Source organism: Mycetocola lacteus (assembly GCF_003667575.1).
In the GTDB taxonomy this organism is placed as follows: domain Bacteria; phylum Actinomycetota; class Actinomycetes; order Actinomycetales; family Microbacteriaceae; genus Mycetocola; species Mycetocola lacteus.
Genome location: NZ_RCUY01000011.1, coordinates 175587 through 199598, shown reverse-complemented (window position 1 = coordinate 199598; position 24012 = coordinate 175587). Strand labels below are relative to the sequence as shown.

Sequence of the window (24012 nt, the reverse complement as noted above, 5' to 3'; positions counted from 1 at the left end):
TATGACGGGGGGTGTGTGCTCCGCTCATGATGTCCGTTCCCCCTGACGCAGGCGGGCGATGCCGGCGATCAGGATGCCGGTGCCGATTGCGAGGAGCGCGAGCATCATACGGGTCGGGTCCAGTGCGCCACCGGTCTGCGAGAGGCCTCCGGATGCACCGGGTGCGGGCGTGAGTGCGGCCTCGGGAGTTGCCGGATCGGTGCCCGGCGTGTGGGTGCCGGGTTCTCCCGGTACCTCGATGGTGGTGCCATCGGGGTCGGAGATGCGCAAGACCACCCGGCTGGTTGCCGAGGTTGGCACTGCTCGGTCGGGTGCGGTGGGCATGGTCACGGTCATGCGGTACCAGCGGGTACCTCCCGAGGGCACATCGGAGAAGGTGCGCTGCACCCCGTCGAGGGCCAGCGGCCCCGGCGTGGTTACGCTTCGGGAACCGTGCGGGCAGATGGTACCCTCCCAACGCTGCGCACACTCGCTAATCCCCGCCACGAGCCCCAGACGGCTCTCACCCGAGGCCGTCATCGAAACCGAGAGTGGCCCGGTAGAGCGCGACTTTACGCCGAGGTCCCAGGTGACGGGTTCGCCCGGGGTGAGGTTGGCCATCCGATAGGAATCAGCGACCGACACCAGCGTGAACGTGCGCGCGGTGAGGGTCTGCTCGGTTGCCCCCTCGGCACGCGCGGGAGCGGCCGGTGTCAGGAGCACACCGCCGACGAGGAGACCAATCACGAGCACGGCCGATCCCGTACCCACACGCGAGCCGATGCCCGCACCGTGCCGGCCACGGTGACGCGGGGGCGCGGTGTTGCGCGGCCAAAATGCCCAGGTCACCAGGGCCGAGAGCGCAATCGTCAGCCCGCCCAGGACCCAGGGATTCCCGAACCACACGATGACGTGGGCCAGGCCGGGCACCGATCCGAGCACGATGCGTGCGTGCAGGATCGTATACGGGGCCGGATCCTCGGTCGCGTTGGCATCACCACGCATCGTGATGGTGCGAGCCTCGGCATCGGGTCCCGGAACGATCGAGGTGATGCGGTGGGTGATGGGAAGCTGACCCGGACGGTCCACGGTCACCACATCGCCCACCTTCAGCTCGGCGGCTGGAACCTCGCGCACCAGCGCCACCGATCCAGCGGGGATCGTCGGCGCCATCGATCCGGTCTTGAACATGATCAGGGTGATGTTGAAGAAAAAGGCCAGGATGACCAGCAGGATACAGATCGCTCCGGCCACCGCGGCCAGATTGAGCAGGAGGTTACCCAGGCGCGAGCTCAGTCGTTTCGCCGGTGGACGACGCGTGGTGGCACGAGTGGCGCGAGTGAGGGGAGGCGGGGCGAGGATGCTCATCACGTTATCCTGTGGTCCCGCTAATGCCCCACACCGCATTGAGAGTGGTGCCCTGTGCTGCGTTGGGGGCGTTGGAGGGAAGGGTGATGGCGAAGCAGTAGGTGATCGTCTGTGTTCCGGCACCGGCGACGGCAAACTGCTCGGAACCGCCGACGGTGGGTGAGCTACCGGCCGGAACAACCACGGTGCCGCCGGAGATTCCCGCGGCGGTGCAGTTCGCCGGCGTGGCCACCCGCGACACCTGGTAGGTGAGGTAGGCCCCGAGACCGGTGTTGTTGGTGCCCGAGGCGATCGGGGTCAGCAGACCGCCGGTGCTCCCTGGTGCGGTTTTGACGCTGAAGGGAGCGTAGACGGTTTGCCCAGGCAGCATGGCACCGGCCGTGGGCACGAAGGTCAGCGTGGCACCGCTCCCCGTGGGATGGGAGGTGAAGTTGGTGCCGTCGGTGCTGCCGATAATGTCAAACGTACCGGCCTTGAAGGTCGCCTGGACCACTTCCTGGTCGGTCCAGGCGGCGAGGGTCAGGGTTCCTCCCACGCCGAGGACGAGTCCGCCCGCAAGCAGCGCTCGCAGCCGGATCCACGAGGATCCGGCTGCGGCGCGTGAGTGCCGAGTGTGTCGGCCCATCAGAAAACCGACTACAGCGAGGTCGCGGTGATCTGCCAGGTCGCCGTGGTTGTGCCGCCCTGGACAAGACCCGGAGCGGCAGTCACCACGAAGCACAGCAGTCGAGAGCCACCCGCAGTGGATGCATCGGCACCCTTGGTCAGGGTGATATCCGTAGCACCGGAGACCGAGGTGAGGTTCGTTCCCGTGGCGATCGGGGTTTGGCTGGCCACACCGGCGGCGTTACACGTGGCGGTCGGTGCCAGGTTGTAGACGCTGTAGGTCAGGTTTGCGGCGTTGGCTGCACCCGAAACAGAGTCGGTGGCGCTCGCGTTGGCGATCCGTGCCGAAGCATCGGTGGTGGTGCCTGCGGCCAGGCGCACGAAGTAGGGTGCGTAGGTTACGTTGCCGGGCGAGAGGTTCGACGCCAGCGGTGCCGTAAACGCCAGGGTGGGTGCGGCACCCGCGGTTGCGTGGCTGGCGTAGGTGCCGCCCGCGGTCAGCGATCCCTCAAGATCGAATTTACCGGAACCAAAAATTCCCTGGACAAACTCGGAGTCGTTCCAGGCGGCCAGGGTGACGGCTGCACCGACACCCAGGACGAGTCCTCCGGCCAGGACCGCGCGCACGGCCTTGCGCTTGGAGGTGCGGGGGACCGCGACGGTGTCAGCCGGCGTGGTCGAAGATGACTCGGTCATGGTGAGTTCCTTCGTTGAGCTATTGAGATGGGAGCGCAGAACAGGTGCACTTCATCCCAGGCTAAAAAGGGTCAAACCGATAGAGTAGCCCCGTTTCAGGGGGCATTACGACAGAAAAAATGCCCCCGTTTTAGGGGGCTGACCTGCTAGAAAAGTCCACGTTCCTCGGTCAGGAGTTGGTCCAGCGTATGCCGGGCGATGCCCACCAGATTCGTGTTATCCGGGACCGCTGAAAGGATTGCGGTGGCCATCAGTAGGGCCCATCCCTGGGCGCGTTCGAGCAGCGGTTCGTCCAGGTCATAGCTGGGCTCAAAAGTCTCAAAAAAGACCGCGCGGTCTTCCTTATTCAGGGTCAACCAGGCGGTGGCGACATCGGTGGCCGGGTCTCCGGCGGTCAGGTCACCAAAGTCGATGACGCCGGTCAGCGCGCCATCGAGGGCGATCAGATTGCCGGGGTGAAGGTCGCCGTGCAGCCAGAGTGCCGGGCCGTTCCAGACCGGTGCGCGGAGGGCCTGTTCCCAGATTTCCAGGAGCTCGGGCGACTGCGGGATGGTGTCTCCGAGCAGTCGGCCGCGCACGTCATGGTCACGATTTTGCAGCGGCACCCCGCGGTACGCGTTGGCGGGTGCGCTGGCCGGTGCCGCGCGCTGAAAGTCCGCCACAAAGCGAGCGAGGTCGGCGGCCACCTGGGAGCGTTCGGCCACCGGCAGCGAGGCGACGGTTTCCCCCTCGATCCAGGGCACGATCGACCACGGGCGCGGGAACTCCGCACACGCCTTGCCGGCGAGCAGTGCCACCGGAGTCTGGGTCGCCACGCCCTCGCTGAGAACCGGCAGCCAGCGCTGTTCGATCTCGATCAGATCCGCCGCGTGCGCCCGCCGGGGCAGACGAACCGCGTGTGCCGGACCGACCCGATACATGACCGCGTCAAAACCCTCGCCCGAGGCTACCGGCGCGTGGTGCGCCAGTGCGGGTGCGCCGGATCGCAGCAGCTCCGAGACCAGGGCCTCGTCGATGCGGATATCGGCGGCGGGAAGGTGGGTCATGAGGCGTGCGCGTGCGTTCCTTTTCGGGGCAGGAATAAAGGGCAGAAGTTTTTAGAATACGCCAGTGTCGGGCAACACGCCTCATCGACGCAGGGTTTTGCCCTATCCAAAAATGCCCGCCCCGATGTGTTCTCCGGGCTTCGCCCCCGGTGGCACCGCAAAAATCGCCGATCCAACATGACGAATGTACTCATTAAGTAAATCTGAGTGACCGAGCTGCTTTTGGATGGGGATGAACGCGGTACGCGGGTCGGCCTGGAACGCCAGGAAAAACAGGCCCGCATTGAGCCGGCCCAACTGATCATTGCCGTCCACATAGTTGTAACCGCGACGCAGCAGGCGTGCGCCGTGGTTGTGGTCGGGATGGGCGAGGGCCACGTGGGAATCCATCGCGAGTTTGCGCCCATCGGGGCCCGCATGGTTGAACCGCACCGGGGTGAACTCATCGCCGCCGGAGAGGGGAGAGCCGGTGCCCTTGGTGCGGCCCATGACGTGCTCCTGCTCGTCGAGGCTCGTGCGATCCCAGGTCTCGATGATCATCCGGATCTTACGGGCCACCAGGATGCTGCCCCCGGCCAGCCAGGAGTTTCCCCCCACCCAGACGTCCTTGTTCACCACGTCGGTTTCCTCGGCGGTGATATTGGCCGTGCCGTCCTTGAACCCGAACAGGTTACGCTCGGTGACCTGCGCCTTCGAGGTTGACGAGGTGCGCCCAAATCCCAGCTGGGACCAGCGGATTGAGGCCCGCCCAAACGCGATCCGGGACAGGTTACGGATCGCGTGCACGGCGACCTGGGGGTCGTTGGCGCAGGCCTGAATGCACAGATCTCCGCCGCTGGATGCCTCCTCCAGGGCGTCGCCGGCAAAGGTGGGGAGGTCTACCAGCTCGGCGGGCCTGCGGGACGCCAGACCGAAGCGGTCGTTGCCATGAGCGTCGGTGAAGACGCCGGGACCGAAGCCGAAGGTGAGCGTCAGTCCACTCGCGGGCAGCCCCTGCGCCTCACCGGTATCGTCCGGCGGGGCGAGGGCCGGTCCGCCCACGGCACCGGTTTCGGAGACGTCGAGCCCGCGGGTGAGCCGGTCGGCGGCGGCCGTCCAATCCTCCAGCAGCGCGATCAAATCGGCCCGGGTGGTACCGGGGGTGATGTCATATGCGGCAAAGTGCAGCCGGTCCTGGGTGGGCGTCACAATGCCCGACTGGTGCTCACCAAAAAACGGGTACTGCGTGTTGGTGTCGGTGGCGGCCACCGCGGAGGCGGTGATCGCGCCGCCGGCACCGCCGAGCGCGAGCCCGCCCAGGGCGGCCCCGGCGAGGCCCAACAGGCCTCGCCGGCTGACCCCGGACGTGGGTACAGCGGTTTCCGAGGGAGACTCGGCGGGGGATGCCGTCACGGATGCGTCGGCGGGTTCGCGCTCGGTGCCACTCACTTGGAGGAAACCCCGAGGACCGTGTGGGTGAGCTTGGACAGCGGCTCGGAGAGCGCGTTGATTGCGTCGGAGAGCTCCTTGACCTGATCGGTGGTCAGCGTGTTGTAGGCCACAAAGCCCGTGTCGAGCGACCCGTAGGTTGCCAGCATCTTGTTGAGCGCATCCAGCTTGGCATCGATCGACTCGACCAGCTTGGCACCGTCGGAACCCGAGGCCTTGGCGATGTCACGCACGTTGCCGTAGGCGACCGCCGCACCCTCGACGTTGGCCTGGAAATCATATAGGTCAGTGTGCGAGAACTCGTCTTCTTCACCGGTGATCTTCGAGGTGGCAACCTCGTCGAGCAGGCCGATGGCGCCGTTGGAGATGTCGTCCAGGCTCACGGTGAACTTGGGCTCGTGGACCAGGTCGTAGAGCTTCTGGATGTTCTGCTCCAGCCCGTCGGCGAGCTCGGCGCGTCCGGCCGGATCGCTCGGGGTGAAGCCCGCCGGGGCCCACAGGTCCTTCTCGATCCGGTGGAAGCCGATGAAGGGCACGCCGTCCTCGCTCGCATCACCCTCGCGGATGTCGATCTTGGGGTCGAGGTCGCCGAAGGCCTCGGCGGTGGGCTCGATCCGCTCGTAGTTCACGCGGGCCGGACCAAACAGGGCCCGAGCCTTCTCGTCGTCGCCGTTGCGGTAGGCCTCGGTGAACTCCTTGACCGCGGGGACCAGTGCGGCGGTGCGGTCCTTGATGTACCCGATGTAGTTGGTCACGGCGGTGTCGATCTGCTGCTGCTTGCTGGCGTCCACCTTGGCGGACTTTCCGGTCACCGTGAACTTGGTGGTGCCCACACCCTCACCAACCATGCCGGTCTTGCACTCGGTGTAGTAGGTACCGGGTTCCAGGTGGGTGACATAGTCGACGCTCTGACCCGGGGTGATGTTCTCCTTCTCACCCACGATGCGCAACTTATCGGCGGCCAGGATCTCAAACTCGTTGACCTGGGAGCCGGTGTTCTTGGCGGTGAACTTGACCGTGCCCGCCTGCGCCGTGTTCGCCGAGACCACACAGGTGGTGTCGGTGATGTCCACGGTGAGCGCCTCACCCGAGGTCGGGTTATTGGGAACGCAGCCGGCCAGGGCGAGCACCAGCAGGGCCGCTCCGGAGGTCAGGCCGACGAGGCGGGCGGGGCGGATGGTGGACACGCTCATGCGGTTTCTCCAAGCGGGGTAGTGGGAACGGGGGTGGGAGCCGGGCGCCGCTTTGAGCGCACCAGCCGGGTGAAAAGAATCAGGGCGATCACGAGGTAGAGGACCCAGGCAATCACCTGGAGTGGGGTGGGAATCGGGGTGAACCCGAAGATGCCGCCCAGGACCGAGCCCAGCGGACTGGTCGGCGGGATCAGACCGCTGATGTCATAGAGCGGGGCACCCCAGCCGGGCAGCGCGCCAGCCTCCTGAAGATCGCCGATGCCGTAGGCGAGCACACCCGCGGCGACCACAATCAGGGCATAACCGGTCCAGGTGAAAAAGCGCGAGAGGTTGATGCGCAGCAGGCCGCGATAGATCAGGATCTCGATTACCACGGCGGTCAGAATCCCCAGCAGCACGCCGGTGAACGCACCCCAGGCGGCCCCCAAGGTGGCATCGGTGCTGGGTCCCACGGTGGACCAGACAAACAGGGCGGTTTCAACGCCCTCGCGGCCGACGCTGAGGAAGGCCAGCAGGACGATACCCCAGCCCGCACCCTGGGCGGCCTTATCGATGCCCGAGCGCAGGTTGCCGGCGAGCTCGGCGGCGGTGCGGCCCATCCAGAACACCATCCAGGTGACGAACCCGACGGCCACGATGGACAGCCCGCCGCCAAGGATTTCCTGGGCCTGGAAGCTCAGTCCGTAGGGACCCCAGGTGAGAATCGCGCCCACGCCCAGGGCGAGGACAATTGCGATCCCCACACCAAACCAGACACGACCGAGAAGGTCTCGTCTGTCGATTTTGACCAGGTAGGCAATGAGAATGCCGACGATGAGGGCGGCTTCAAGCCCCTCACGCAGACCAATGAGGTAGTTAGCAAACAACGTGGTTATCACTTCACGAAGGGGCGGTCGAACGCGCCAAGGCGCGGATCCGAGGGCCGGAACGAGTGGGAATTACGGTCGCTCGTGGCGTCAACGGGTGCCGTGAAATGAAGGCTAGCATGCCCTAAGTAGACACGGAAGACCGGAGTCCGAGATCGGCACCCGGCGCACCTCCCAGGGAAGGGCGGAGTAGACTAGCCGGGTGAGTAGTCCTGTCGATTTCCCCCAGCCCACTCGGAGCACTCCGAGTGGACCCGTGGTGACGACGCCCGCCTACGCCGCGGGCCCGGCCGAAACCGAGCCGAAGACCTCACGCATCCCGAGTATGGTGCTGGGATTCCTGCTGGGTGCGCTGGTGGGAGCAATCGGAACGGTTGCCCACCCCAATACCCTGAGCATTGCCGGTGTCGAGATCCCCTACGGACTCCTCCTGGGCCTCCTGGCCTCACTCGCGCTGATGATGGGCATGCGTCTGCTCTATCCCGGCCGCGGGTCCGTGATCGCCACCGGCATCGGCCTGGTGGGCATGATCGCCCTGTTCACCCTGCCGGGCCCGGGCGGCGCGGTGCTGATCGACCAGTCGCTGTACTCGCTCGTGTGGACCCTGGGTCCCGTGCTGATCGCCACGATCGTGATCGCCTGGCCGCGATTCACCGCACCCGTGCGTCGCATCCCCGAGCAACCCGGGGTGCCCGGTAACGCCGAGCACCGCGCCTAAAACCTTTTCTATTCGTTCTGTTCTGAAGGGACCGTTTCACCGTGACCTACGTCATTGCCCTGCCCTGTGTGGATGTTAAAGACCGCGCCTGCATCGATGAATGCCCCGTCGACTGCATCTATGAGGGCGAACGGTCGCTGTACATCCACCCCGACGAGTGCGTGGACTGCGGTGCCTGTGAGCCGGTATGCCCGGTCGAGGCCATCTACTACGAGGATGACCTTCCGGACGAGTGGGCCGACTACTACAAGGCCAACGTCGAATTCTTCTCGGAGATCGGATCCCCGGGCGGCGCGGCCAAGCTCGGTACCCTGGACTTTGATCACCCGGTGATCTCCGCCCTGCCCCCGCAGGCGGGCTAACGGTGGCGCTGCAGCCGCTCCCGGATTACCCCTGGGACACGCTGGCACCGTTTATCGAGACGGCAAAATCACACCCCGAGGGGATGATTGACCTCTCGATCGGTTCCCCGGTGGACCCGACCCCGGATGTGATCCGGGCGGCGCTCGCCGAGGCCACCGATGCCCACGCATACCCGACCACGATCGGGACCAAAGATCTCCGGGTCGCGATTGGTGACTGGTACGCCCGTCGCCGCGGTGCCAGCGGGCTCGGTGTTGACGCCGTGCTGCCCACCATCGGATCCAAGGAACTGGTGGCGCTGCTGCCGTTCCTGCTGGGTCTCGGGACGGGAGACACCGTGGTGGGACCGCGCGTGGCCTACCCAACCTATGCGATCGGTGCGGCCATCGCCGGTGCCGAGTTTGTGGCCGCCGACGATCCAGCCGAGTGGCCCGAATCGACCCGCCTGATCTGGCTCAACAGCCCCGGTAACCCCGACGGCCGCGTGTGGTCGATCGAGGATCTGGCTGTGCGGGCCGAACGCGCCCGCGAACTGGGCGCGGTGATCGTCAACGACGAGTGCTACGCCGAGCTGGGCTGGGATGAGCCGTGGGATGAAACCCCGATCCCCAGCATCCTGGATGACCGCCTCGGCGACCGTACCGGACGCCTGGCTATCTACTCCCTGTCCAAGCAGTCAAACCTGGCCGGGTACCGTGCGGGCATCGTGGCCGGAGACAGCGCTCTGATTGCGCGCCTGGTCACCGTCCGCAAACACGCCGGGCTGATCGTGCCCGCGCCGCTCCAGCACGCGATGACCGTGGCTCTCGGCGACGATGCCCACGTGGCAGCGCAGCGGGAGATCTACCGCGCCCGCCGCGCGGTGCTGCTGCCCGCGCTCGAGGCCGCCGGGTTCACCCTGGAGGGAAGTGAAGCGGGTCTTTACCTTTGGGTAACAGAGGGTAAGCCAGCATTGGAATCACTCGGACACCTCGCCGAACTCGGTATCATGGCCGGGCCCGGACACTTCTACGGAGACTTTTCCCCTCAGCACGTCCGTCTCTCGCTGACCGCGAGTGATGCGGACATTGCCCGCGCCGCAACCCGGCTGCGTGCACGTTCGACCGAGGGGAACCAAACTCCGGCGGCGTAGCCGGAAAAATAACGGGGAATCCCAACCGAACATCGAGATGGCGTAATTTCCATCTCAATACCCGATTAGGATGGGAGCGAACCTTCCCCAAATGAGGCCTCTACCCCGAGTGCCGTACCCCGGGCCGCCAGCGTAGACGACTGCGCAGGTGGCCACGAGCGAAAATCAACCAAGGAGGCACCGTGGGCGACAACGGAGCGCACAACGATCTTGCCGGGCAGAAAGCTACCCTGACCTTTGCGGGCGGCAGCGCCGAATTCCCGATCCTGGGCGCAACCCAGGGCGCGAGCAGTCTGGATGTGTCATCGCTGACGCGCCAGACCGGACTGACCGCACTGGACTACGGTTTTGTGAACACCGCGGCAACCAAGTCCAAGATCACCTATATCGACGGTGACGAGGGGATCCTGCGCTACCGCGGTTACCCGATTGAGCAGCTAGCTGCCGGATCCACCTACCTTGAGGTGGCGTGGCTGCTGATCTACGGCGAGCTGCCCACGGCCGATCAGCTGGGCGAGTTTGACGAGCGGATTCGCCGTCACACCCTGCTGCACGAAGACCTCAAGCGCTTCTTCTCGGCTCTGCCACACACCGCACACCCGATGTCGGTCATCTCCAGTGCCCTCTCGGCCCTGTCGACCTACTACGAATCCGGTGCCGACCCGCACGATCCCGAGCACGTCGAGCTGACCACCATTCGTCTGCTGGCCAAGCTGCCGGTGATTGCCGCGTATGCACACAAGAAGTCGCTGGGTCAGGCGTTCCTGTACCCGGACAACAAGCTGAGCTTCGTAGACAACTTCCTCAAGCTCAACTTTGGCAACATGGCCGAGGACTATGAGATCAACCCGGTGCTTTCCACCGCGCTTGATCGTCTGCTGATCCTGCACGCGGACCACGAGCAGAACGCCTCGACCTCGACCGTGCGCCTGGTCGGTTCGACCGGTGCCAACCTGTACGCGTCGATCTCGGCGGGCATCAACGCCCTCTCGGGCCCGCTGCACGGTGGGGCCAACGAGGCCGTGCTGGAGATGCTTGGTCGTATCCAGGACTCCGGCGAGGGCGTCAAGCGCTTCGTCGAGCGGGTCAAGAACAAGGAAGACGGCGTCAAGCTCATGGGCTTCGGACACCGCGTCTACAAGAACTACGACCCGCGCGCCAAACTGGTCAAGGAAAGCGCCACCGAGGTACTCCAGGCCCTCGGCGTCAAGGACCCGATGCTGGATCTGGCCATGGAGCTTGAGCAGCTGGCCCTCGAGGACGACTACTTCAAGGAGCGTCGCCTGTACCCCAACGTCGACTTCTACACCGGCGTGATCTACAAGGCCATGGGCTTCCCGACCCGCATGTTCACCGTGCTCTTCGCGATCGGCCGCCTGCCCGGCTGGATCGCCCACTGGCGCGAGATGAACCTCGACCCGCAGAACAAGATCGGGCGGCCGCAGCAACTGTATATCGGCGAGCCCGAGCGCGATCTGCCGCAGCGCTAACGAGGCCGCAGCAGTACAGTGCTTGCTCCGACAATCGGCGAGCCCGAGCGCGATCTGCCGCAGCGCTAACGAGCCCGCGCACCACGACGCCACCCTCTGTTGAGGGTGGCGTTGTTGCGTGTGGGGGAGCCGTCGGTGTTTCATACTCAATGCGACACAGGCAAACCCGCTGGTGACAGGGGGATGGCCATGTGTGCCCTCGGCACCTATCGTTGCCCCCATGCCTACACAGCGAATCGGCGAGGGGCTTCTACGAGGGCGAAGATCGCCCCACGAAGCTGTCAACGGTGAGCCCGTACAGCGGAACACGATCATCCCGCCGATGCTGTATCTTCCGATCCGTATTGATGAGCTGGGTCGCCAGTTTGTGGAGGTCCGTCCACACGGCGACGGTAAGCGGGCACTTCTGGCGTTCACCGCACTTGATCGCCTCGCCACACAGTGCGGTCCGGAACAACCGTGGATCGTGGTTCAGACGGATCGGCTGGGGGAAATCAAGGAGGCTTTTCTCTTTGATGTGGTGAGTTTTGACCCGGTTATCGGGGCCCACCTGCGCGCAGAAGGGAAGCTACGATGACGATGATTCAGGTGGACCGCGAATCCATGGGGGAGGTACTGAAAAAACCGCGCATCCTCGCCGAGGACGTGCTGGATGCGCGGGACAAATTTCCCGGTGGAGGGGACGCCGGTGCTGCGACCGAGGAGATCGCCTCAATTGTTGAATTCATCAGCGAGGCCGCCCGGATGAGTGCCGCCGCCGCGGTGGGCCTCACCGCCGTAGCCACTGCCGCACTCGATGACGTGATGCGGACCGAGGACGACATCGTCGATTCGCTCAACCGGTTTGCCGCAGACTGGACCGACTGATGGGTATTGATTTGACGATCTCGGGTGATAGTGCGGCGCTGTATACCCTGGCCGATTGGCTTGATCCCGGGCTCAACAATGCCGTTAATACGCTCCATAACGGCTTACTGAACATGTCAATCGACTCGCTGGACTATTGGCAGGGCGAGGGTGGGGATGCCTTTCGGCAGGCGGCCGCGGTGATCGCGCAGGGCATCGATCCGGTTGATAACTATGTCGCCGATGCGGCCTCGGCAATTCGAGCATATGCACGCCGACTCGAACGGGGACGTGACAAGTTTGCCGATTGGGCGAGTGACGCTCTCGAGAGCTACTTGGTTGTGGCGGGCAACAGTATTGCACCACCCCTGGCCCCGAGACAATTCATGGCTCCGGCAGGTACGCCAACACCGGCATACACGGAGGTAGGCCCAAACGGCGAGTGCCTGGTCCCCATGACGTCCGAAATGTATCAAATCGCGATAGCCAGGTATCGAAAGATCGAGACCGATGTTGAGGTCTGGCATTCGGATCTGGACGTTTGGATTGCCGAGCACCTGGGCGGGTTCATTGCCCGTTTGGAAGAGTTCAAACCCCTCGCCGATGCCTACGCGAAACTTCAGCTCGGCAACGAATTTGTCCGAGGGTTCTATCTCGACGATACCCAGCGTCGTTGGAATTTCTATGAGCCGATTTATGCGGAGGAAGCACGAATCGCAACGGAAAACTACAAAACCTTCAACGCCCGTGCACGCTCAAATAACCCTGCTCGACGTGCAACGATCAAAGGACTCTCGAAGCAAGACCTCGGGATCAGAAGCAGCGCGCTCCGCGCCGAACTCCAAAAAATCCGCGTGGGTACCAAAGTCGTCCCGCTGGCCGGACCGGCTATCGATGTAGCGATTGGGATGGCTATTGTCGGGGCTGGAGGGTCTTGGTCGGCTGAACTTGTCGGTGGGCTAAGCGGTGCTGGGTTGGGGACAGTCGCCGGGTACGGCGTGCCTGCAGTTCTGGGAGCAGCGGCTCCTGGGACTGCGTTGCCACCGGTCGCATTGACGCTTATTGTTGCAGCCGTGGCAGTGCTGGGGGGATACGCGGTTAAAAGCGGTTGGGAAAACGGTGTACCGCTCGATGTTCGAGAAGCGATCGATAATGGTGATTTCGGATATGTCTTTGGATAGGTCAGCGAGCATTGGTAGATGACGGTCCGTATTAGGGTTCGTAACCCGCGAATTGTGCCTGATCACGACTACCTGAAGTTGCGCCCGCCGATTATGGTTTTCGTTCTGGGAGCGGTTTTTGGGGGAGTCGCCGGCACGCTCGCTCAGACGAGCTCTAGTGCAGCCTTCACTCTGGCTATGTGGCTTTTTGCGCTCACGGGATGCTTTGTCGCTGGGGCGGGGATTTATGCGTCGCTGAGGATCCGAGCTGGTTCGATCCGAGTTCCAAATACCGGGCCACTCGTGTTTTCCCCGCAGCGTGTGCCACGAATTCTCTTGGTGTTGAGCCTTCTTGCATTTACCGCGTTCGGAGTTGTGCTCTGTGCGAGTTGGGTACTTCCCGGGTGGGAGCCGATCTTTCAGACCAAGCCTGGCGGAGCCAATTACCGCTCGGGCGGCTTCGTCGCTGGGGTTGTTACGACCGGTATTGGTACTGGGCTTCTGGCTTATCTACTTCGACGGCTACTTGTCCCTGGTCCTCGCGGTCTGGAAGTATCACCCGTCGGGCTGCGTTGGAGAGAGCCTCAACACGCCAAGGTGACACTGATCTTGTGGGAAGATCTGCGAGCGATTTCTGTAGGCGTGGTGACCCGCGCTCGTGTTGTTATGATCTCGGATGCCGACGGTTCCATGTACGTTCGTGGACAATCGCAGTTGGCCTCGGACCCGGTAACGGTGGCGGAGATCATCATCTATTTTCGCGACCATGCGGAGCAGAGACACCTCCTGACCGATCCGCGGAGCGCGTTGGCGGTGGTCACCGGCACCTAGCGGACGCTCGAATGGTATGAAACCAGCGCCTTCCGGGGGTTGCAGGCCACCGGGGGCGGTGCTGTACGCTCGGCGCATGGTTGACACCGTTGCGCTCATCACTCCGGACACGGTTCGGGACCACCGTGCGCTTCAGCGCGGCTGGCGTCAGGCACGGTTGACACTGATCGGGACCGTCGCCGGGACCGTCATCATTCTGCTCGGCCTGGCGGTGCCGCAGATTGCGGGTCGTGATAGCGTCACCGGGCTAGCGGTCAGCATGAGTGCGCTGGTCATTCTGCTGGGATCGATCGTGGTCGCGCACGCAGCAAACACCATCCGACGCCTGAGTAACACCCACCGCCGTCTCGTCCTTGTGGCGGCCATTCTGCTGGGATGCTCCGCGGGCGCACCTGTGCTGACGCTCAGCACGATTGAGGCGGTTGCGCACACGCTGCTTCCCCCAGCTGGGCAGTCTGAGAACCCCGAAACCGGATGGCCTACCATTTTGGTAGGGGCCGGTACCCTGGTCGTCTGGGCTCTTGTGGCGGTCGTTCTGTGTCAACCCGAGCGCGAATCCACGGCACGTCGCTACCTGGTTTGGCGCATCCTCACACCGGTGATGGTTGTGATCGGGGTAGGGGTTCCTGCGGGAATCATCCTGACCGCGGACGAGAGCACCTATTTCCTCGGCGATTTTGCCGTGTTTCAGCTGCTGATCCTCATGGTGGGTGCCGGGTGGGCCGGCATCGCCGGATACGTGTTCTCCCTGTATCTTGTTGTTGGTTTACGCGCCAGCGCCCGCGTCTTCGCCCATCGAGACGCCCCGGATATTCGGCATCACTCGCGAGCCGGGGCCCAGCGTGCGGCCTACGCCCTGAGCATGGCCGCGCTGCTCATGGCGGGGATAGCGTGGCTGCTTTCCCACGATCGGATCGCGACCTTTGGACTCGGACTCACCGCCCCCAAAACCCTGTCACCCGATCAGGTTCCCAGCCTGGCCATCACCGCATTTGCTGGAGCGGCCCTGGTGTGTGCGGTGGTCGCCTGGTGGATCCGGCGCACCCGATCCACGTGGACGCTGCTGATCGCCACCGCGGTTATTGTCCTGTGCACGCTCGCCGCGGCCTGGGGCCACATCGGGGCACCGGAGAGCGCTCCTCATGATGCGGTGGACACTGCCGCCACCTGGGTAGCGGTGGAGGGCTAGCGGCCCAGCGCGCGGGCGATCTTCGAGTGCGAGGAGGCGGCGACCGCGCCGGCCTCGGCCAGGCGAGCCTCGACCGCTCCGAGCAGGGTGTTCGCCTCGGCTTCGGCGGCCTCGTCGTTTGCGGTGGCACCGGGCAGCGGCAGGAATTCGGCCTCCCACTCGCGCCAGGTGCGGGTGATGTCGGCGGAAACGTCGTGGGCGATGACCGTGTCATCGGCGATCTCGACCCGAACGTTGCCGTCGGAGTCGCGGAGGGTCACGATGGTGCGGGTGGTGCGCAGGATCGCAATCGGGGCGAAGATCGCGTCATCCAGGCCCAGCCGGGTGGCCAGCTCGGTGCGGATGACCTCGGGGATCACGACCGGGGTTGCGTCGGCGGAATACCCGTTAGTCGCCGATCCCACGGCTGCCGCAGCCGAGGCCTCATCGATTGAGGAAGAGGAAGCGGAATCGACCGGCTCGTCCAGCGGCCACTGAGTCTCGAATCGTCCCTGCGGGGTGTCGGCCTTGATGTGCCAGCCGGCATCGTGCCCGCCCTCGCGGCGTCGCAGCGCGGTGCGGGCACGGGCCAGGTCACCGTCCGCGGTGTCCAGATAGGTTGCGGCCAGCTCAAACGTGTGGGGAGCGTCGGCCAGCAGGCCGGGGACCGCAGCGGTCAGATCCGGCAGCACCGCCGCATCGGGGACGTCATATTTGCGTTCGATCTCGCGGGCACCAGAAGCAGTCATGATTCCAGTGTGCCGCTAATCGCCTCGCCGCACCAAGGACGAACCGACGCGAGCGGACACACAAACAGGCGGGGCCGCGCGAGATGACCAGTGGAAAAACACACAACCGGCCGGAGCGAATCGCCCCGGCCGGTTGTGTACAAGATGCCTACGCGTGCAGCGCTGCGTTCAGGACGATGCCCACACCCGAGCGCGGCAGGACCTCCACGCCACCGCTCAGCGAGTTGCGACGGAACAGCAGGTTGGCCACACCGGAGAGCTCGGCGGCCTTGACCCGGCGCGGTTCGGCGCGGTCGCCATCCAGCAGGGTGACCTTGGTGCCGGCGGTCACGTACAGACCTGCCTCCACCACGCAGTCATCACCGATCGAGATGCCGATACCCGAGTTGGCACCCAGCAGCGAGCGCTCGCCGATGGTGATGCGCTGAGTTCCACCGCCGGAGAGGGTGCCCATGATCGAGGCACCGCCACCGATGTCCGAGCCGTTGCCCACCACGACACCCTGGGAGATGCGGCCCTCAACCATCGAGGTGCCCACGGTGCCGGCGTTGAAGTTTACAAAGCCCTCGTGCATGACGGTGGTGCCCGGGGCGAGGTGTGCGCCGAGGCGAACTCGGGAGGCATCGGCGATGCGGACACCGGCGGGGCTCACGTAGTCCAGCAGACGCGGGAACTTGTCCAGGCCCACCGGGCTGATGCCCGCGCGGGTCAGGCGGGGGCGGTTGGCGTCGAAGAATTCGGGCTCAACCGGTCCGGCGGTGGTCCACATGACGTTCGGCAGGAAGGCAAAGATTCCGTCGAGGTTGATCGTGTTGGGGGCCACCTTGAGGTGGCTGAGCAGGTGCAGACGCAGGTAGGCGTCGCTCGTGCTGGCGGGTGCCTCGGACAGCGTGATCTCCACGGTCACGGCTTCCAGACGCACGCCGCGGCGCTCATCCGGTCCGGTCAGATCCTCAATCTCGGCGGGGGTGAACCAGCGCTCGCGCCCCTCGGGCAGGGTTCCCAGCTCGGGTGCGGGGTACCAGGTGTCCAGGACGGTACCGGCGTCGGTGATGGTCGCGAGGCCATAGCCCCAGGCGTTGGCGGGGGTCGCGGCGGAATCTGTTGCACTCATGCTGTAAGGCTAGCGAATTCGCGCCGGATACGCGTCTGTGTGTCGCTGCACATGCTTGCGAATTCGCGGTTTCCGGCGATATTCACTCCGATATCCGGGCGTGATGGGTTGCCCGAACACCCTAGACTCGAGGGTATGTCCACGCCTATCGCCCTCCCGTTTGACCTGTCCGCCGGAACCGTGGAGCTCACCCGTGAGATCTGCGATGAAGCCTCGGTGTCCGGTGCCGAGGCCCACCTGGTGGATCGTCTGGTGGCAACCCTCGAGGGATTCGACCACCTGGAACTGATCCGTCACGGCAACACCCTGACCGCGCGCACCAACCTGGGCCGTGCCCAGCGGGTGATCATCGCCGGGCACGTGGATACCGTCCCGATCAACAACAACCTGCCGATTCGTCGCGAGCTCGTCGACGGAATCGACCACCTGATCGGACGTGGGACCGTGGACATGAAGGGGGGCGTGGCCGTGCAGGTGGCGCTCGCCGCCGAGCTGACCGATCCCGCGGTGGACATCACCTGGATGTGGTACGACAACGAGGAGGTCTCCAGCGACCTCAACGGATTGCGCCTGCTCGCCGAGGCTCGCCCCGACCTGTTTGAGGGCGACTTCGCGATTCTTGGTGAACCGACCCGCGCCGAAATCGAGGGGGGATGCAACGGAACCGTGCGGATTGAGGTGCGTACCCGCGGTTTGCGCGCACACTCGGCGCGCGCCTGGGTGGGGGAGAACGCGATCCACGCGGCCGCCCCGATCTTGGAAAAGCTTGCCGCCTATCAGCCCGCCCAGATCGAGGTTGAGGGCCTGGTCTACCGCGAGGGTCTGAATGCCGTGGGAATCACCGGCGGCATCGCCGGCAACGTGATTCCCGACGAGTGCATGGTGCACATCAACTACCGCTTCGCTCCGAATAAGAGCGCCGATGAGGCCATCGCCCACCTCACCGATCTGTTTGGCGAGTGGGATATCACCGTGGTGGACCGCGCCGAGGGTGCCCGTCCGGGTCTCGACGCCCCCCTCGCGAAGCGATTCCTCACCGCACTGGGAGTGCCCGCGCTGCCCAAGTATGGGTGGACCGATGTGGCGAGATTCTCGGCTCTGGGAATCCCCGCGGTGAATTATGGACCCGGCGATCCGCTGCGTGCCCACGCCGATGATGAGCGCGTCGCGGTGGCGGAAATCGAGGACTGCGAACGGGGTCTGCGGGCCTGGTTGAGCACCTCCGATTTGGACTAAAAGCCACCTTCGACACCTCACCGAGCGAGGATATTCCGTCCAATTTCGGTGGTTTTTGCCGCACCGGTGATATTAACAATAGGCGGATTTACTGACGCAAATTGCATCCTGTCGGGTTTGCTGTTAGTGATCGGTGCAGTCAGGTAAACACCCGATCAGGTCCCGCTTAGGCGGTGATCCGAAGTTCGATGGAAGCACGGCGGCGGCGACATTCCATGTCCGTTATGTCGGGTTGTCTGGATCGTCATAAGTCGCCTTGGATTTCCACGGGTGCCCCAAATGGCTGATAATGGGAACAGGAAACCACGGAAGGGGAACCGAATGGCAGCGATGAAGCCCAGGACTGGGGACGGACCGATGGAGGCCGTGAAGGAAGGGCGCCTGATCATCGTGCGTGTCCCACTTGAGGGGGGCGGACGACTCGTGGTCTCCGTGAACGACGACGAGGCGAAGGAACTTCACCAGGTACTCTCGGGGGTCGTGGCGCCCGCATAGGCTCACTCCCATCAACCGCCCCGGCGTCTGTGTTCAGATGCCGGGGCGGATTTGTCGGACCCGTCGAAACGATTCGACCGTGTCGCGAATAAAGTTCGTGGCGTGTATGCGGACGTGTTGTATCGTGTGGAAGGTAGCCGCGCCGACTCGTTTCGGCCCTGCTCCCGGGAAGGCCACCGCTCGCCTTGTGAGGCCCGGAATTCTTATTTGCGGGTGGCATCGCCGCTTTCCCGCACAGCTCTGAGGAGTCTTAGTGAACGCACGACCAGCCGGTCGGGCACCCAATATCCGCGATGTCGCGGCGGCCGCGGGAGTGTCCCACCAAACCGTGTCCCGGGTGCTCAATAACTCACCCAAGATCCGGGATAAAACCCGGCTCGCGGTGCTCGCCGCGATCGAGGAAATCGGGTATCGGCCCAACCAGGCGGCGCGGGTTTTGGCCAGTCAGCGCACCCGCATGATCGGGGTGTTATCCACTCATTCGACCGCGCTGTACGGTCCGCAGGCCATCATGATCGCGATGGAGCAGGAGGCCAACGCTAACGGCTACCGGCTGGCGCTGGTCACCGCGATGGGAATCGGCGTGGGTGTCGAGGACGACATCGAGCGCCTCCTCGCCCAGGGAGTTGAGGCGATCGTGGTGATCGCGCCCCAGGCCAAGCTGGTATCCACCGTGGCCGCGGCCGCCCCCGGGGTGCCGCTGTTTGTGGCGGACTCGCTGGATCGACCCGGGGCCTTCAACGTGGCCGTCAACCAGTATCAGGGCTCCTATCAGGCGGTTCAGCACCTGATCGAGCTTGGTCATACCGAGATTCTGCATGTGGGTGGCCCCCAAAACTGGATCGAGGCCGACGAACGGATGCAGGGGTTCCTGGCGGCAATCGGGGAGGCCGAGCTGCGCATGCACCCGCCGATCCTCGGCGAACACACCGCGAGTTTTGGTTATCAGGCGGGCAAGGAGCTGCTGCGCGGCGACCCGTTCACCGCGGTGTTTGCGCTCAACGATCAGGTCGCGCTTGGGCTCATTCACGCGTTTCGGGAGGCCGGGGTGCGGGTGCCCGAGGATGTGAGCGTGGTGGGTTTCGACGACGTCCCCGATGCAGGTCACTTTTTCCCTCCGCTGACCACCGTGCGGCAGGACTTTTCCGCCGTGGGTCGGCGGATGGTGCAGGAGGTGATCGCGCAGCTCGAGGGAGAGGGTGCGCGGTCGGTCATTCTGCCGGCCCCGCTGCTGGTCCGTGAGTCCTCCGCCCGGGTTCCGACACGCCAGAACTGGCCCGAGAAGAACCGCGAAAACTAGCCGTAGTTGGCCCCCCAGAAGAATCGTTATCTCTCCGAGATTGACATCCTCACCGGGTTGGGCCTAATTTATTGATACCAAATGTGAACGGTCACATTTGGACCAAAAGCCCCACTCCGAGAGTGGGAGTGACAACGTTGTCCAGCGAAAGGGAGCCATGCTCACTGTCATCATCGCGCCGACCCGAATCCGGGAGGTGTTCCCCGATGGCCGCTAAGCCCAACATCCTCGAGATGGTGAACATCACCAAGGAATTCCCCGGTGTTCTTGCCCTCTCCGAGGTCAACCTGGCGGTGCGCGCCGGCGAAGTTCACGCCATCTGTGGCGAGAACGGTGCCGGGAAGTCGACCCTCATGAAGGTTCTGTCGGGGGTGTACCCGTTCGGAAGCTACAGCGGCGACATCGTCTACCAGAACGAGGTGCAGCGCTTCCGCGACATTCGCGCCAGTGAGGCCGCCGGAATCGTGATCATCCACCAGGAGCTCGCGCTGATCCCCGAACTCTCCATCGCCGAGAACATCTTCCTCGGCAACGAGGTCACCAAGCGTGGAGCCATCGACTGGGAGGCCACCCGCCTCGCCGCCGTGGAACTGCTCGCTCGGGTGGGCCTGAGCGAGGACCCCGACACTCAGATCAAGGACATCGGTGTGGGTAAGCAGCAGCTGGTGGAGATCGCCAAGGCGCTCGCCAAGCAGGTCAAGCTGCTCATTCTGGATGAGCCGACCGCGGCCCTCAACGAGACCGACTCGCAGCACCTGCTCGACCTCATCAAGGGCCTGCAGGGCCGCGGAATCTCCTCGATCATCATCTCCCACAAGCTCAACGAGATCGCCCAGATCGCCGACTCGATCACCATCATCCGTGACGGCCACGCGATCGAAACCCTCCGGGTGGACGAGGGCGCTGTGGATGAGGACCGGATCATCCGTGGCATGGTGGGACGCAGTCTCCAGTCCCGCTTCCCCGATCGCATCGCGACCGTGGGGGAGAACTTCTTCGAGATTCACGACTGGACCGTCCAGCACCCCACCTCGAGCGAGCGCCTGGTGTGCAAGGGCGAGACCCTGCACGTGCGCCGCGGCGAGGTCGTGGGCTTGGCCGGGCTGGTGGGTGCCGGACGCACGGAGCTGGCGATGAGCGTCTTTGGGCGCTCATACGGCAACTTCATCTCGGGCACCATCATCAAGGACGGCCAGGAGATCCAGATTCGCAACGTGGCCGAGGCAATCAAGCACGGCATCGCCTACGTGAGCGAGGACCGCAAAGCCCTCGGGCTCAACCTGCTGGACGACATCAAGCGCTCGGTCGTCTCGGCAAAGCTCTCCAAGATTTCCTCCGCCGGAGTGGTCAATGAGGGTGCCGAACACGAGGTCGCCGAAGACTACCGCGGAAAGCTGCGCATCAAGACGTCGAGTGTTGAGAGCGGCGTGGACACCCTGTCCGGTGGAAACCAGCAGAAGGTGGTACTCGCCAAGTGGATGTTCACCGACCCGGACATCCTGATTCTCGATGAGCCCACCCGAGGCATCGACGTCGGTGCAAAGTTTGAGATTTACACGATCATCCAGCAGCTCGCCGCACAGGGGAAGGGCATCATCCTGATCTCCTCCGAGCTCCCCGAGCTGCTGGGCCTTTCGGACCGGATCTACACGATCTTCGAGGGTGCCATCACCAACGAATTCACGGCCGAAACGGCCGACCCAGAACTGCTCATGAAGAGCATGACCGCCACCCAAAAGAAAGCGAATGCAGCATGAGCGGCATCAAAGACCTGAAGAAGATCTTCGGAAACGGCAACACCTCGAGCCTGCGTCAGTTGGGCATCCTGGTCAGCCTGGTAGTGATCATCCTGCTCTTCAACGGTCTCACCGACGGCGCGACCCTGCTGCCCACCAACCTGAGCAACGTCGTCTCGCAGAACTCCTACATCCTGATCCTGGCAATCGGTATGGTCATGGTGATCATCGCCGGCCACATCGACCTCTCGGTCGGTTCGGTTGCCGCCCTCACCGGCGTGATCGTGGCCAAGATGATGAACGACTTCAACGTGCCCTGGCCGTTGGCTATCGTCGCCGGTCTGGTTGTGGGTCTGATCATCGGTGCCTGGCAGGGCTTCTGGGTGGCGTATGTGGGCATCCCCGCGTTCATCGTGACCCTCGCCGGCATGATGCTCTTCCGCGGTCTGCAGCTCATGATCGGTAACTCCACCGCCGTTCCGGTTCCGAACGACTACCAGTCGCTCCTCGCCGGTGTGCTGCCCGAGGTGGGCCCGAACACCGGGTTCAACAACCTCACCCTGCTCCTCGGTCTGGTCGCCGTGATCGCGGTGATCTGGCGCGACCTTCGTGCCCGTCGCGCCGCCGTGCGCACCGGTGCCGAAGCCGTCCCGACCTGGGTGGTTGTGGTCCGCCTTGCCCTGCTGACCGCGATTATCGGTTTCGCCACCTTCCTGTTCGCCGGTGCCGACGTGGGCAAGAGCTTCCCGAACTCGGGTATTGTGCTCATCGTCCTGATCCTGCTCTACTCGTTCCTGACTCGCCGCACCATCATCGGCCGTCACATCTACGCGGTGGGTGGCAATAAGCGGGCTGCCGAGCTCTCCGGTGTCAACACCAAGCGCATCAACTTCCTCGTCATGATGAACATGTCGATGCTCGCGGCCCTCGCCGGAATGCTCTACATCGCCCGTGCCGGTGCCGCCGGTGCCATGGACGGTACCAACTGGGAGCTCGACGCGATCGCCGCCGTCTTCATCGGTGGTGCGGCGGTGGCCGGTGGTATCGGAACCGTTCCGGGGTCGATCATCGGTGGTCTGGTCATGGCCTTCCTGAACAACGGTCTCCAGCTGATCGGTGTGGGCTCCGACAAGGTGCTCATCATCAAGGGCCTCGTGCTCCTCGCCGCCGTTGCCATCGACGTGATCAACAAGAACAGCGGTCGATTCTCCGTGATCGGTGCCCTCACCTCCCGTCGCAACCGCAACGGTGACGAGCTGGGCGTCCCGGTCAACAAGTCCTAAATTTTTCCTCGCATCACCACAATCACAAAACAGAAAGAGAAAGCTATGTTCCGCAAGACTGCACTTGCCACCGTCGCCATCGCGGCTGCTGCGGCACTCACCCTCGCCGGCTGCTCCAGCCGTGACGCAGGTACCCCCTCATCCTCCTCGAGCGGCGACGCTGCCGGCTTCGCGAAGGACTCGCTGATCGGTGTGGCACTGCCCGCCAAGACCAGTGAGAACTGGGTTCTCGCCGGTGACCTCTTCACCAACGGTCTGAAGGAAGCCGGATTCAAGGGCGACGTTCAGTACGCCGGTGCCTCGTCGCCGGTTCAGGACCAGCAGAACCAGATCCAGTCCATGGTAACCAAGGGCGCCAAGGTCATCATCATCGGTGCCGCTGATGGTAGCCAGCTGGGCCCGCAGGTCAAGGCGGCAAAGGACGCCGGCGTCACCGTCATCGCCTACGACCGCCTGATCCTCAACACTGAGGACGTGGACTACTACGTGGCCTACGACAACTTCAAGGTTGGCGAGCTGCAGGGTCAGGCCCTGCTCGACGGCATGAAGGCCAAGAAGGCCGAGGGCCCCTACAACATCGAGCTGTTCTCGGGTTCCTCCGATGACGCCAACTCGGCCGTCTTCTTCGACGGTGCGATGAAGGTGCTGCAGCCCAAGATCGACGATGGCACGCTGAAGGTTGTTTCGGGTCAGACCGACATCAAGCAGACCGCCACCGCCGGTTGGAAGGCTGAGAACGCTCAGAACCGTATGGACACCCTGCTCGCCGCCAACTACGCGGGTACCGAGCTGGATGGTGTGCTGTCCCCGAACGACACCCTGGCCCGCGCGATCATCGCGTCGGTCAAGGCTGCCGGCAAGCAGCTCCCGATCGTAACCGGTCAGGACTCCGAGGTGGAGTCGGTCAAGTCCATCATGGCGGGCGAGCAGTACTCGACCATCAACAAGGACACCCGCAACCTGGTCAAGCAGTCCATCGAGATGGTCAAGGAGCTCCAGGAGGGCAAGAAGGTCACCACGAACAACGACAAGGACTACGACAACGGTAAGAAGATCGTTCCCGCTTACCTGCTGCCCCCGGTCATCGTGACCAAGGCCAACGCGGCCGAGGCTTACGCCAACGACCCCACCCTCGCACCGCTCACCAAGTAACACCGAGTGGCGAACCCACGGCGGGCGGGATCTTCGGATCCCGCCCGCTGCGGCGTG

Annotated in this window: 24 protein-coding genes; 15 read left to right on the top strand and 9 right to left on the bottom strand. The window is 64.2% G+C overall.

The features are described from left to right. Nucleotides 1-24: 24 nt before the first annotated feature. From D9V34_RS13190 to efeU, 7 genes are all read right to left on the bottom strand, one after another. A complete protein-coding gene (locus D9V34_RS13190) occupies nt 25-1347 on the bottom strand; it encodes a S26 family signal peptidase (RefSeq protein ID WP_121687072.1) in 1323 nt (440 codons plus the stop codon). Between the two features lie 4 nt (nt 1348-1351). Continuing rightward, nucleotides 1352-1972: a SipW-dependent-type signal peptide-containing protein gene (locus D9V34_RS13185; RefSeq protein WP_121687071.1), complete on the bottom strand. Its 621-nt coding sequence runs from the start codon at nt 1970-1972 to the stop codon at nt 1352-1354. 11 nt (nt 1973-1983) lie between these two features. Beyond that, nucleotides 1984-2649, bottom strand: a complete 666-nt coding sequence (locus tag D9V34_RS13180) for a SipW-dependent-type signal peptide-containing protein (RefSeq protein WP_121687070.1) — start codon at nt 2647-2649, stop codon at nt 1984-1986. A 146-nt stretch (nt 2650-2795) separates the two neighbouring features. Beyond that, nucleotides 2796-3695: an aminoglycoside phosphotransferase family protein gene (locus D9V34_RS13175; protein WP_121687069.1), complete on the bottom strand. Its 900-nt coding sequence runs from the start codon at nt 3693-3695 to the stop codon at nt 2796-2798. A 102-nt stretch (nt 3696-3797) separates the two neighbouring features. Next, complete coding sequence (gene efeB / locus D9V34_RS13170; RefSeq protein ID WP_425454442.1) at nt 3798-5123, bottom strand: iron uptake transporter deferrochelatase/peroxidase subunit; 1326 nt, start codon at nt 5121-5123, stop codon at nt 3798-3800. Then, entirely contained in the window at nt 5120-6316 is a 1197-nt protein-coding gene (efeO, locus tag D9V34_RS13165; protein ID WP_121687068.1) for an iron uptake system protein EfeO, read from the bottom strand. Before efeO ends, efeB begins: the two co-directional genes overlap by 4 nt. Then, nucleotides 6313-7182 (bottom strand): iron uptake transporter permease EfeU, encoded by an 870-nt coding sequence (efeU, locus tag D9V34_RS13160; protein ID WP_121687067.1) that lies wholly within the window; start codon nt 7180-7182, stop codon nt 6313-6315. The genes efeO and efeU overlap by 4 nt, the downstream gene beginning before the upstream one ends. Before the next feature lie 202 nt (nt 7183-7384). Here efeU and D9V34_RS13155 point away from each other — a divergent pair, with 202 nt between their 5' ends. From D9V34_RS13155 to D9V34_RS13115, 9 genes are all read left to right on the top strand, one after another. Then, nucleotides 7385-7900, top strand: a complete 516-nt coding sequence (locus tag D9V34_RS13155; RefSeq protein ID WP_147441572.1) for a DUF6113 family protein — start codon at nt 7385-7387, stop codon at nt 7898-7900. Nucleotides 7901-7941: 41 nt separating this feature from the next. Beyond that, entirely contained in the window at nt 7942-8262 is a 321-nt protein-coding gene (gene fdxA, locus D9V34_RS13150; RefSeq protein WP_121687065.1) for a ferredoxin, read from the top strand. A gap of 2 nt (nt 8263-8264) precedes the next feature. Further along, nucleotides 8265-9395 carry a succinyldiaminopimelate transaminase gene (gene dapC, locus D9V34_RS13145; RefSeq protein ID WP_121687064.1) on the top strand — a complete coding sequence of 377 codons (1131 nt, stop codon included), beginning with the start codon at nt 8265-8267 and terminating at the stop codon, nt 9393-9395. A gap of 182 nt (nt 9396-9577) precedes the next feature. Continuing rightward, nucleotides 9578-10885: a citrate synthase gene (locus D9V34_RS13140; protein WP_030148499.1), complete on the top strand. Its 1308-nt coding sequence runs from the start codon at nt 9578-9580 to the stop codon at nt 10883-10885. 322 nt (nt 10886-11207) lie between these two features. Further along, entirely contained in the window at nt 11208-11462 is a 255-nt protein-coding gene (locus D9V34_RS13135; protein WP_121687063.1) for an SAV_915 family protein, read from the top strand. After that, nucleotides 11459-11752 carry a hypothetical protein gene (locus tag D9V34_RS13130; protein ID WP_121687062.1) on the top strand — a complete coding sequence of 98 codons (294 nt, stop codon included), beginning with the start codon at nt 11459-11461 and terminating at the stop codon, nt 11750-11752. Before D9V34_RS13135 ends, D9V34_RS13130 begins: the two co-directional genes overlap by 4 nt. Continuing rightward, on the top strand, nt 11752-12912 hold the full coding sequence (locus tag D9V34_RS13125) for a hypothetical protein (RefSeq protein ID WP_121687061.1): 1161 nt from the start codon (nt 11752-11754) through the stop codon (nt 12910-12912). The genes D9V34_RS13130 and D9V34_RS13125 overlap by 1 nt, the downstream gene beginning before the upstream one ends. 18 nt (nt 12913-12930) lie before the next feature. Then, nucleotides 12931-13722: a hypothetical protein gene (locus tag D9V34_RS17605; RefSeq protein ID WP_147441571.1), complete on the top strand. Its 792-nt coding sequence runs from the start codon at nt 12931-12933 to the stop codon at nt 13720-13722. Nucleotides 13723-13798: 76 nt separating this feature from the next. Then, the gene (locus tag D9V34_RS13115) at nt 13799-14911 is read left to right on the top strand and encodes a hypothetical protein (RefSeq protein ID WP_121687059.1); all 1113 of its coding nucleotides are present in this window, start codon (nt 13799-13801) and stop codon (nt 14909-14911) included. Here the strand turns inward: D9V34_RS13115 and D9V34_RS13110 are convergent. Next, nucleotides 14908-15639, bottom strand: a complete 732-nt coding sequence (locus tag D9V34_RS13110; protein WP_121687058.1) for a CYTH domain-containing protein — start codon at nt 15637-15639, stop codon at nt 14908-14910. The two genes, D9V34_RS13115 and D9V34_RS13110, sit on opposite strands and share 4 nt — an antisense overlap. A 148-nt stretch (nt 15640-15787) precedes the next feature. Beyond that, entirely contained in the window at nt 15788-16753 is a 966-nt protein-coding gene (gene dapD / locus D9V34_RS13105) for a 2,3,4,5-tetrahydropyridine-2,6-dicarboxylate N-succinyltransferase (protein WP_121687057.1), read from the bottom strand. 135 nt (nt 16754-16888) lie between these two features. Here dapD and dapE point away from each other — a divergent pair, with 135 nt between their 5' ends. The 6 genes from dapE (at nt 16889) to D9V34_RS13075 (ending at nt 23955) form a co-directional block, all read left to right on the top strand. After that, nucleotides 16889-17989 (top strand): succinyl-diaminopimelate desuccinylase, encoded by a 1101-nt coding sequence (gene dapE, locus D9V34_RS13100; RefSeq protein WP_121687056.1) that lies wholly within the window; start codon nt 16889-16891, stop codon nt 17987-17989. Between the two features lie 321 nt (nt 17990-18310). Further along, a complete protein-coding gene (locus D9V34_RS13095; protein WP_121687055.1) occupies nt 18311-18484 on the top strand; it encodes a DUF3117 domain-containing protein in 174 nt (57 codons plus the stop codon). A gap of 253 nt (nt 18485-18737) precedes the next feature. After that, entirely contained in the window at nt 18738-19784 is a 1047-nt protein-coding gene (locus D9V34_RS13090; RefSeq protein ID WP_121687054.1) for a LacI family DNA-binding transcriptional regulator, read from the top strand. A 206-nt stretch (nt 19785-19990) separates the two neighbouring features. Next, nucleotides 19991-21541, top strand: a complete 1551-nt coding sequence (gene mmsA, locus D9V34_RS13085) for a multiple monosaccharide ABC transporter ATP-binding protein (RefSeq protein WP_121687053.1) — start codon at nt 19991-19993, stop codon at nt 21539-21541. A 5-nt stretch (nt 21542-21546) separates the two neighbouring features. Further along, nucleotides 21547-22803 carry a multiple monosaccharide ABC transporter permease gene (gene mmsB, locus D9V34_RS13080; RefSeq protein WP_121687304.1) on the top strand — a complete coding sequence of 419 codons (1257 nt, stop codon included), beginning with the start codon at nt 21547-21549 and terminating at the stop codon, nt 22801-22803. A gap of 45 nt (nt 22804-22848) precedes the next feature. Continuing rightward, entirely contained in the window at nt 22849-23955 is a 1107-nt protein-coding gene (locus tag D9V34_RS13075; protein WP_121687052.1) for a substrate-binding domain-containing protein, read from the top strand. Nucleotides 23956-24012: the final 57 nt, after the last annotated feature.

What these genes read in the sequence shown, in the direction of transcription:
- dapD (WP_121687057.1), bottom strand. Translation starts at nt 16,753, where the DNA reads ATGAGTGCAACAGATTCCGCCGCGACCCCCGCCAACGCCTGGGGCTAT.
- D9V34_RS13135 (WP_121687063.1), top strand. Translation starts at nt 11,208, where the DNA reads ATGCTGTATCTTCCGATCCGTATTGATGAGCTGGGTCGCCAGTTTGTG.
- D9V34_RS13115 (WP_121687059.1), top strand. Translation starts at nt 13,799, where the DNA reads ATGGTTGACACCGTTGCGCTCATCACTCCGGACACGGTTCGGGACCAC.
- D9V34_RS13130 (WP_121687062.1), top strand. Translation starts at nt 11,459, where the DNA reads ATGACGATGATTCAGGTGGACCGCGAATCCATGGGGGAGGTACTGAAA.
- efeO (WP_121687068.1), bottom strand. Translation starts at nt 6,316, where the DNA reads ATGAGCGTGTCCACCATCCGCCCCGCCCGCCTCGTCGGCCTGACCTCC.
- mmsA (WP_121687053.1), top strand. Translation starts at nt 19,991, where the DNA reads ATGGCCGCTAAGCCCAACATCCTCGAGATGGTGAACATCACCAAGGAA.
- D9V34_RS13185 (WP_121687071.1), bottom strand. Translation starts at nt 1,972, where the DNA reads ATGGGCCGACACACTCGGCACTCACGCGCCGCAGCCGGATCCTCGTGG.
- D9V34_RS13125 (WP_121687061.1), top strand. Translation starts at nt 11,752, where the DNA reads ATGGGTATTGATTTGACGATCTCGGGTGATAGTGCGGCGCTGTATACC.
- D9V34_RS13095 (WP_121687055.1), top strand. Translation starts at nt 18,311, where the DNA reads ATGGCAGCGATGAAGCCCAGGACTGGGGACGGACCGATGGAGGCCGTG.
- D9V34_RS13190 (WP_121687072.1), bottom strand. Translation starts at nt 1,347, where the DNA reads ATGAGCATCCTCGCCCCGCCTCCCCTCACTCGCGCCACTCGTGCCACC.
- D9V34_RS13110 (WP_121687058.1), bottom strand. Translation starts at nt 15,639, where the DNA reads ATGACTGCTTCTGGTGCCCGCGAGATCGAACGCAAATATGACGTCCCC.
- D9V34_RS13175 (WP_121687069.1), bottom strand. Translation starts at nt 3,695, where the DNA reads ATGACCCACCTTCCCGCCGCCGATATCCGCATCGACGAGGCCCTGGTC.
- D9V34_RS13075 (WP_121687052.1), top strand. Translation starts at nt 22,849, where the DNA reads ATGTTCCGCAAGACTGCACTTGCCACCGTCGCCATCGCGGCTGCTGCG.
- D9V34_RS13180 (WP_121687070.1), bottom strand. Translation starts at nt 2,649, where the DNA reads ATGACCGAGTCATCTTCGACCACGCCGGCTGACACCGTCGCGGTCCCC.
- D9V34_RS17605 (WP_147441571.1), top strand. Translation starts at nt 12,931, where the DNA reads ATGACGGTCCGTATTAGGGTTCGTAACCCGCGAATTGTGCCTGATCAC.
- dapE (WP_121687056.1), top strand. Translation starts at nt 16,889, where the DNA reads ATGTCCACGCCTATCGCCCTCCCGTTTGACCTGTCCGCCGGAACCGTG.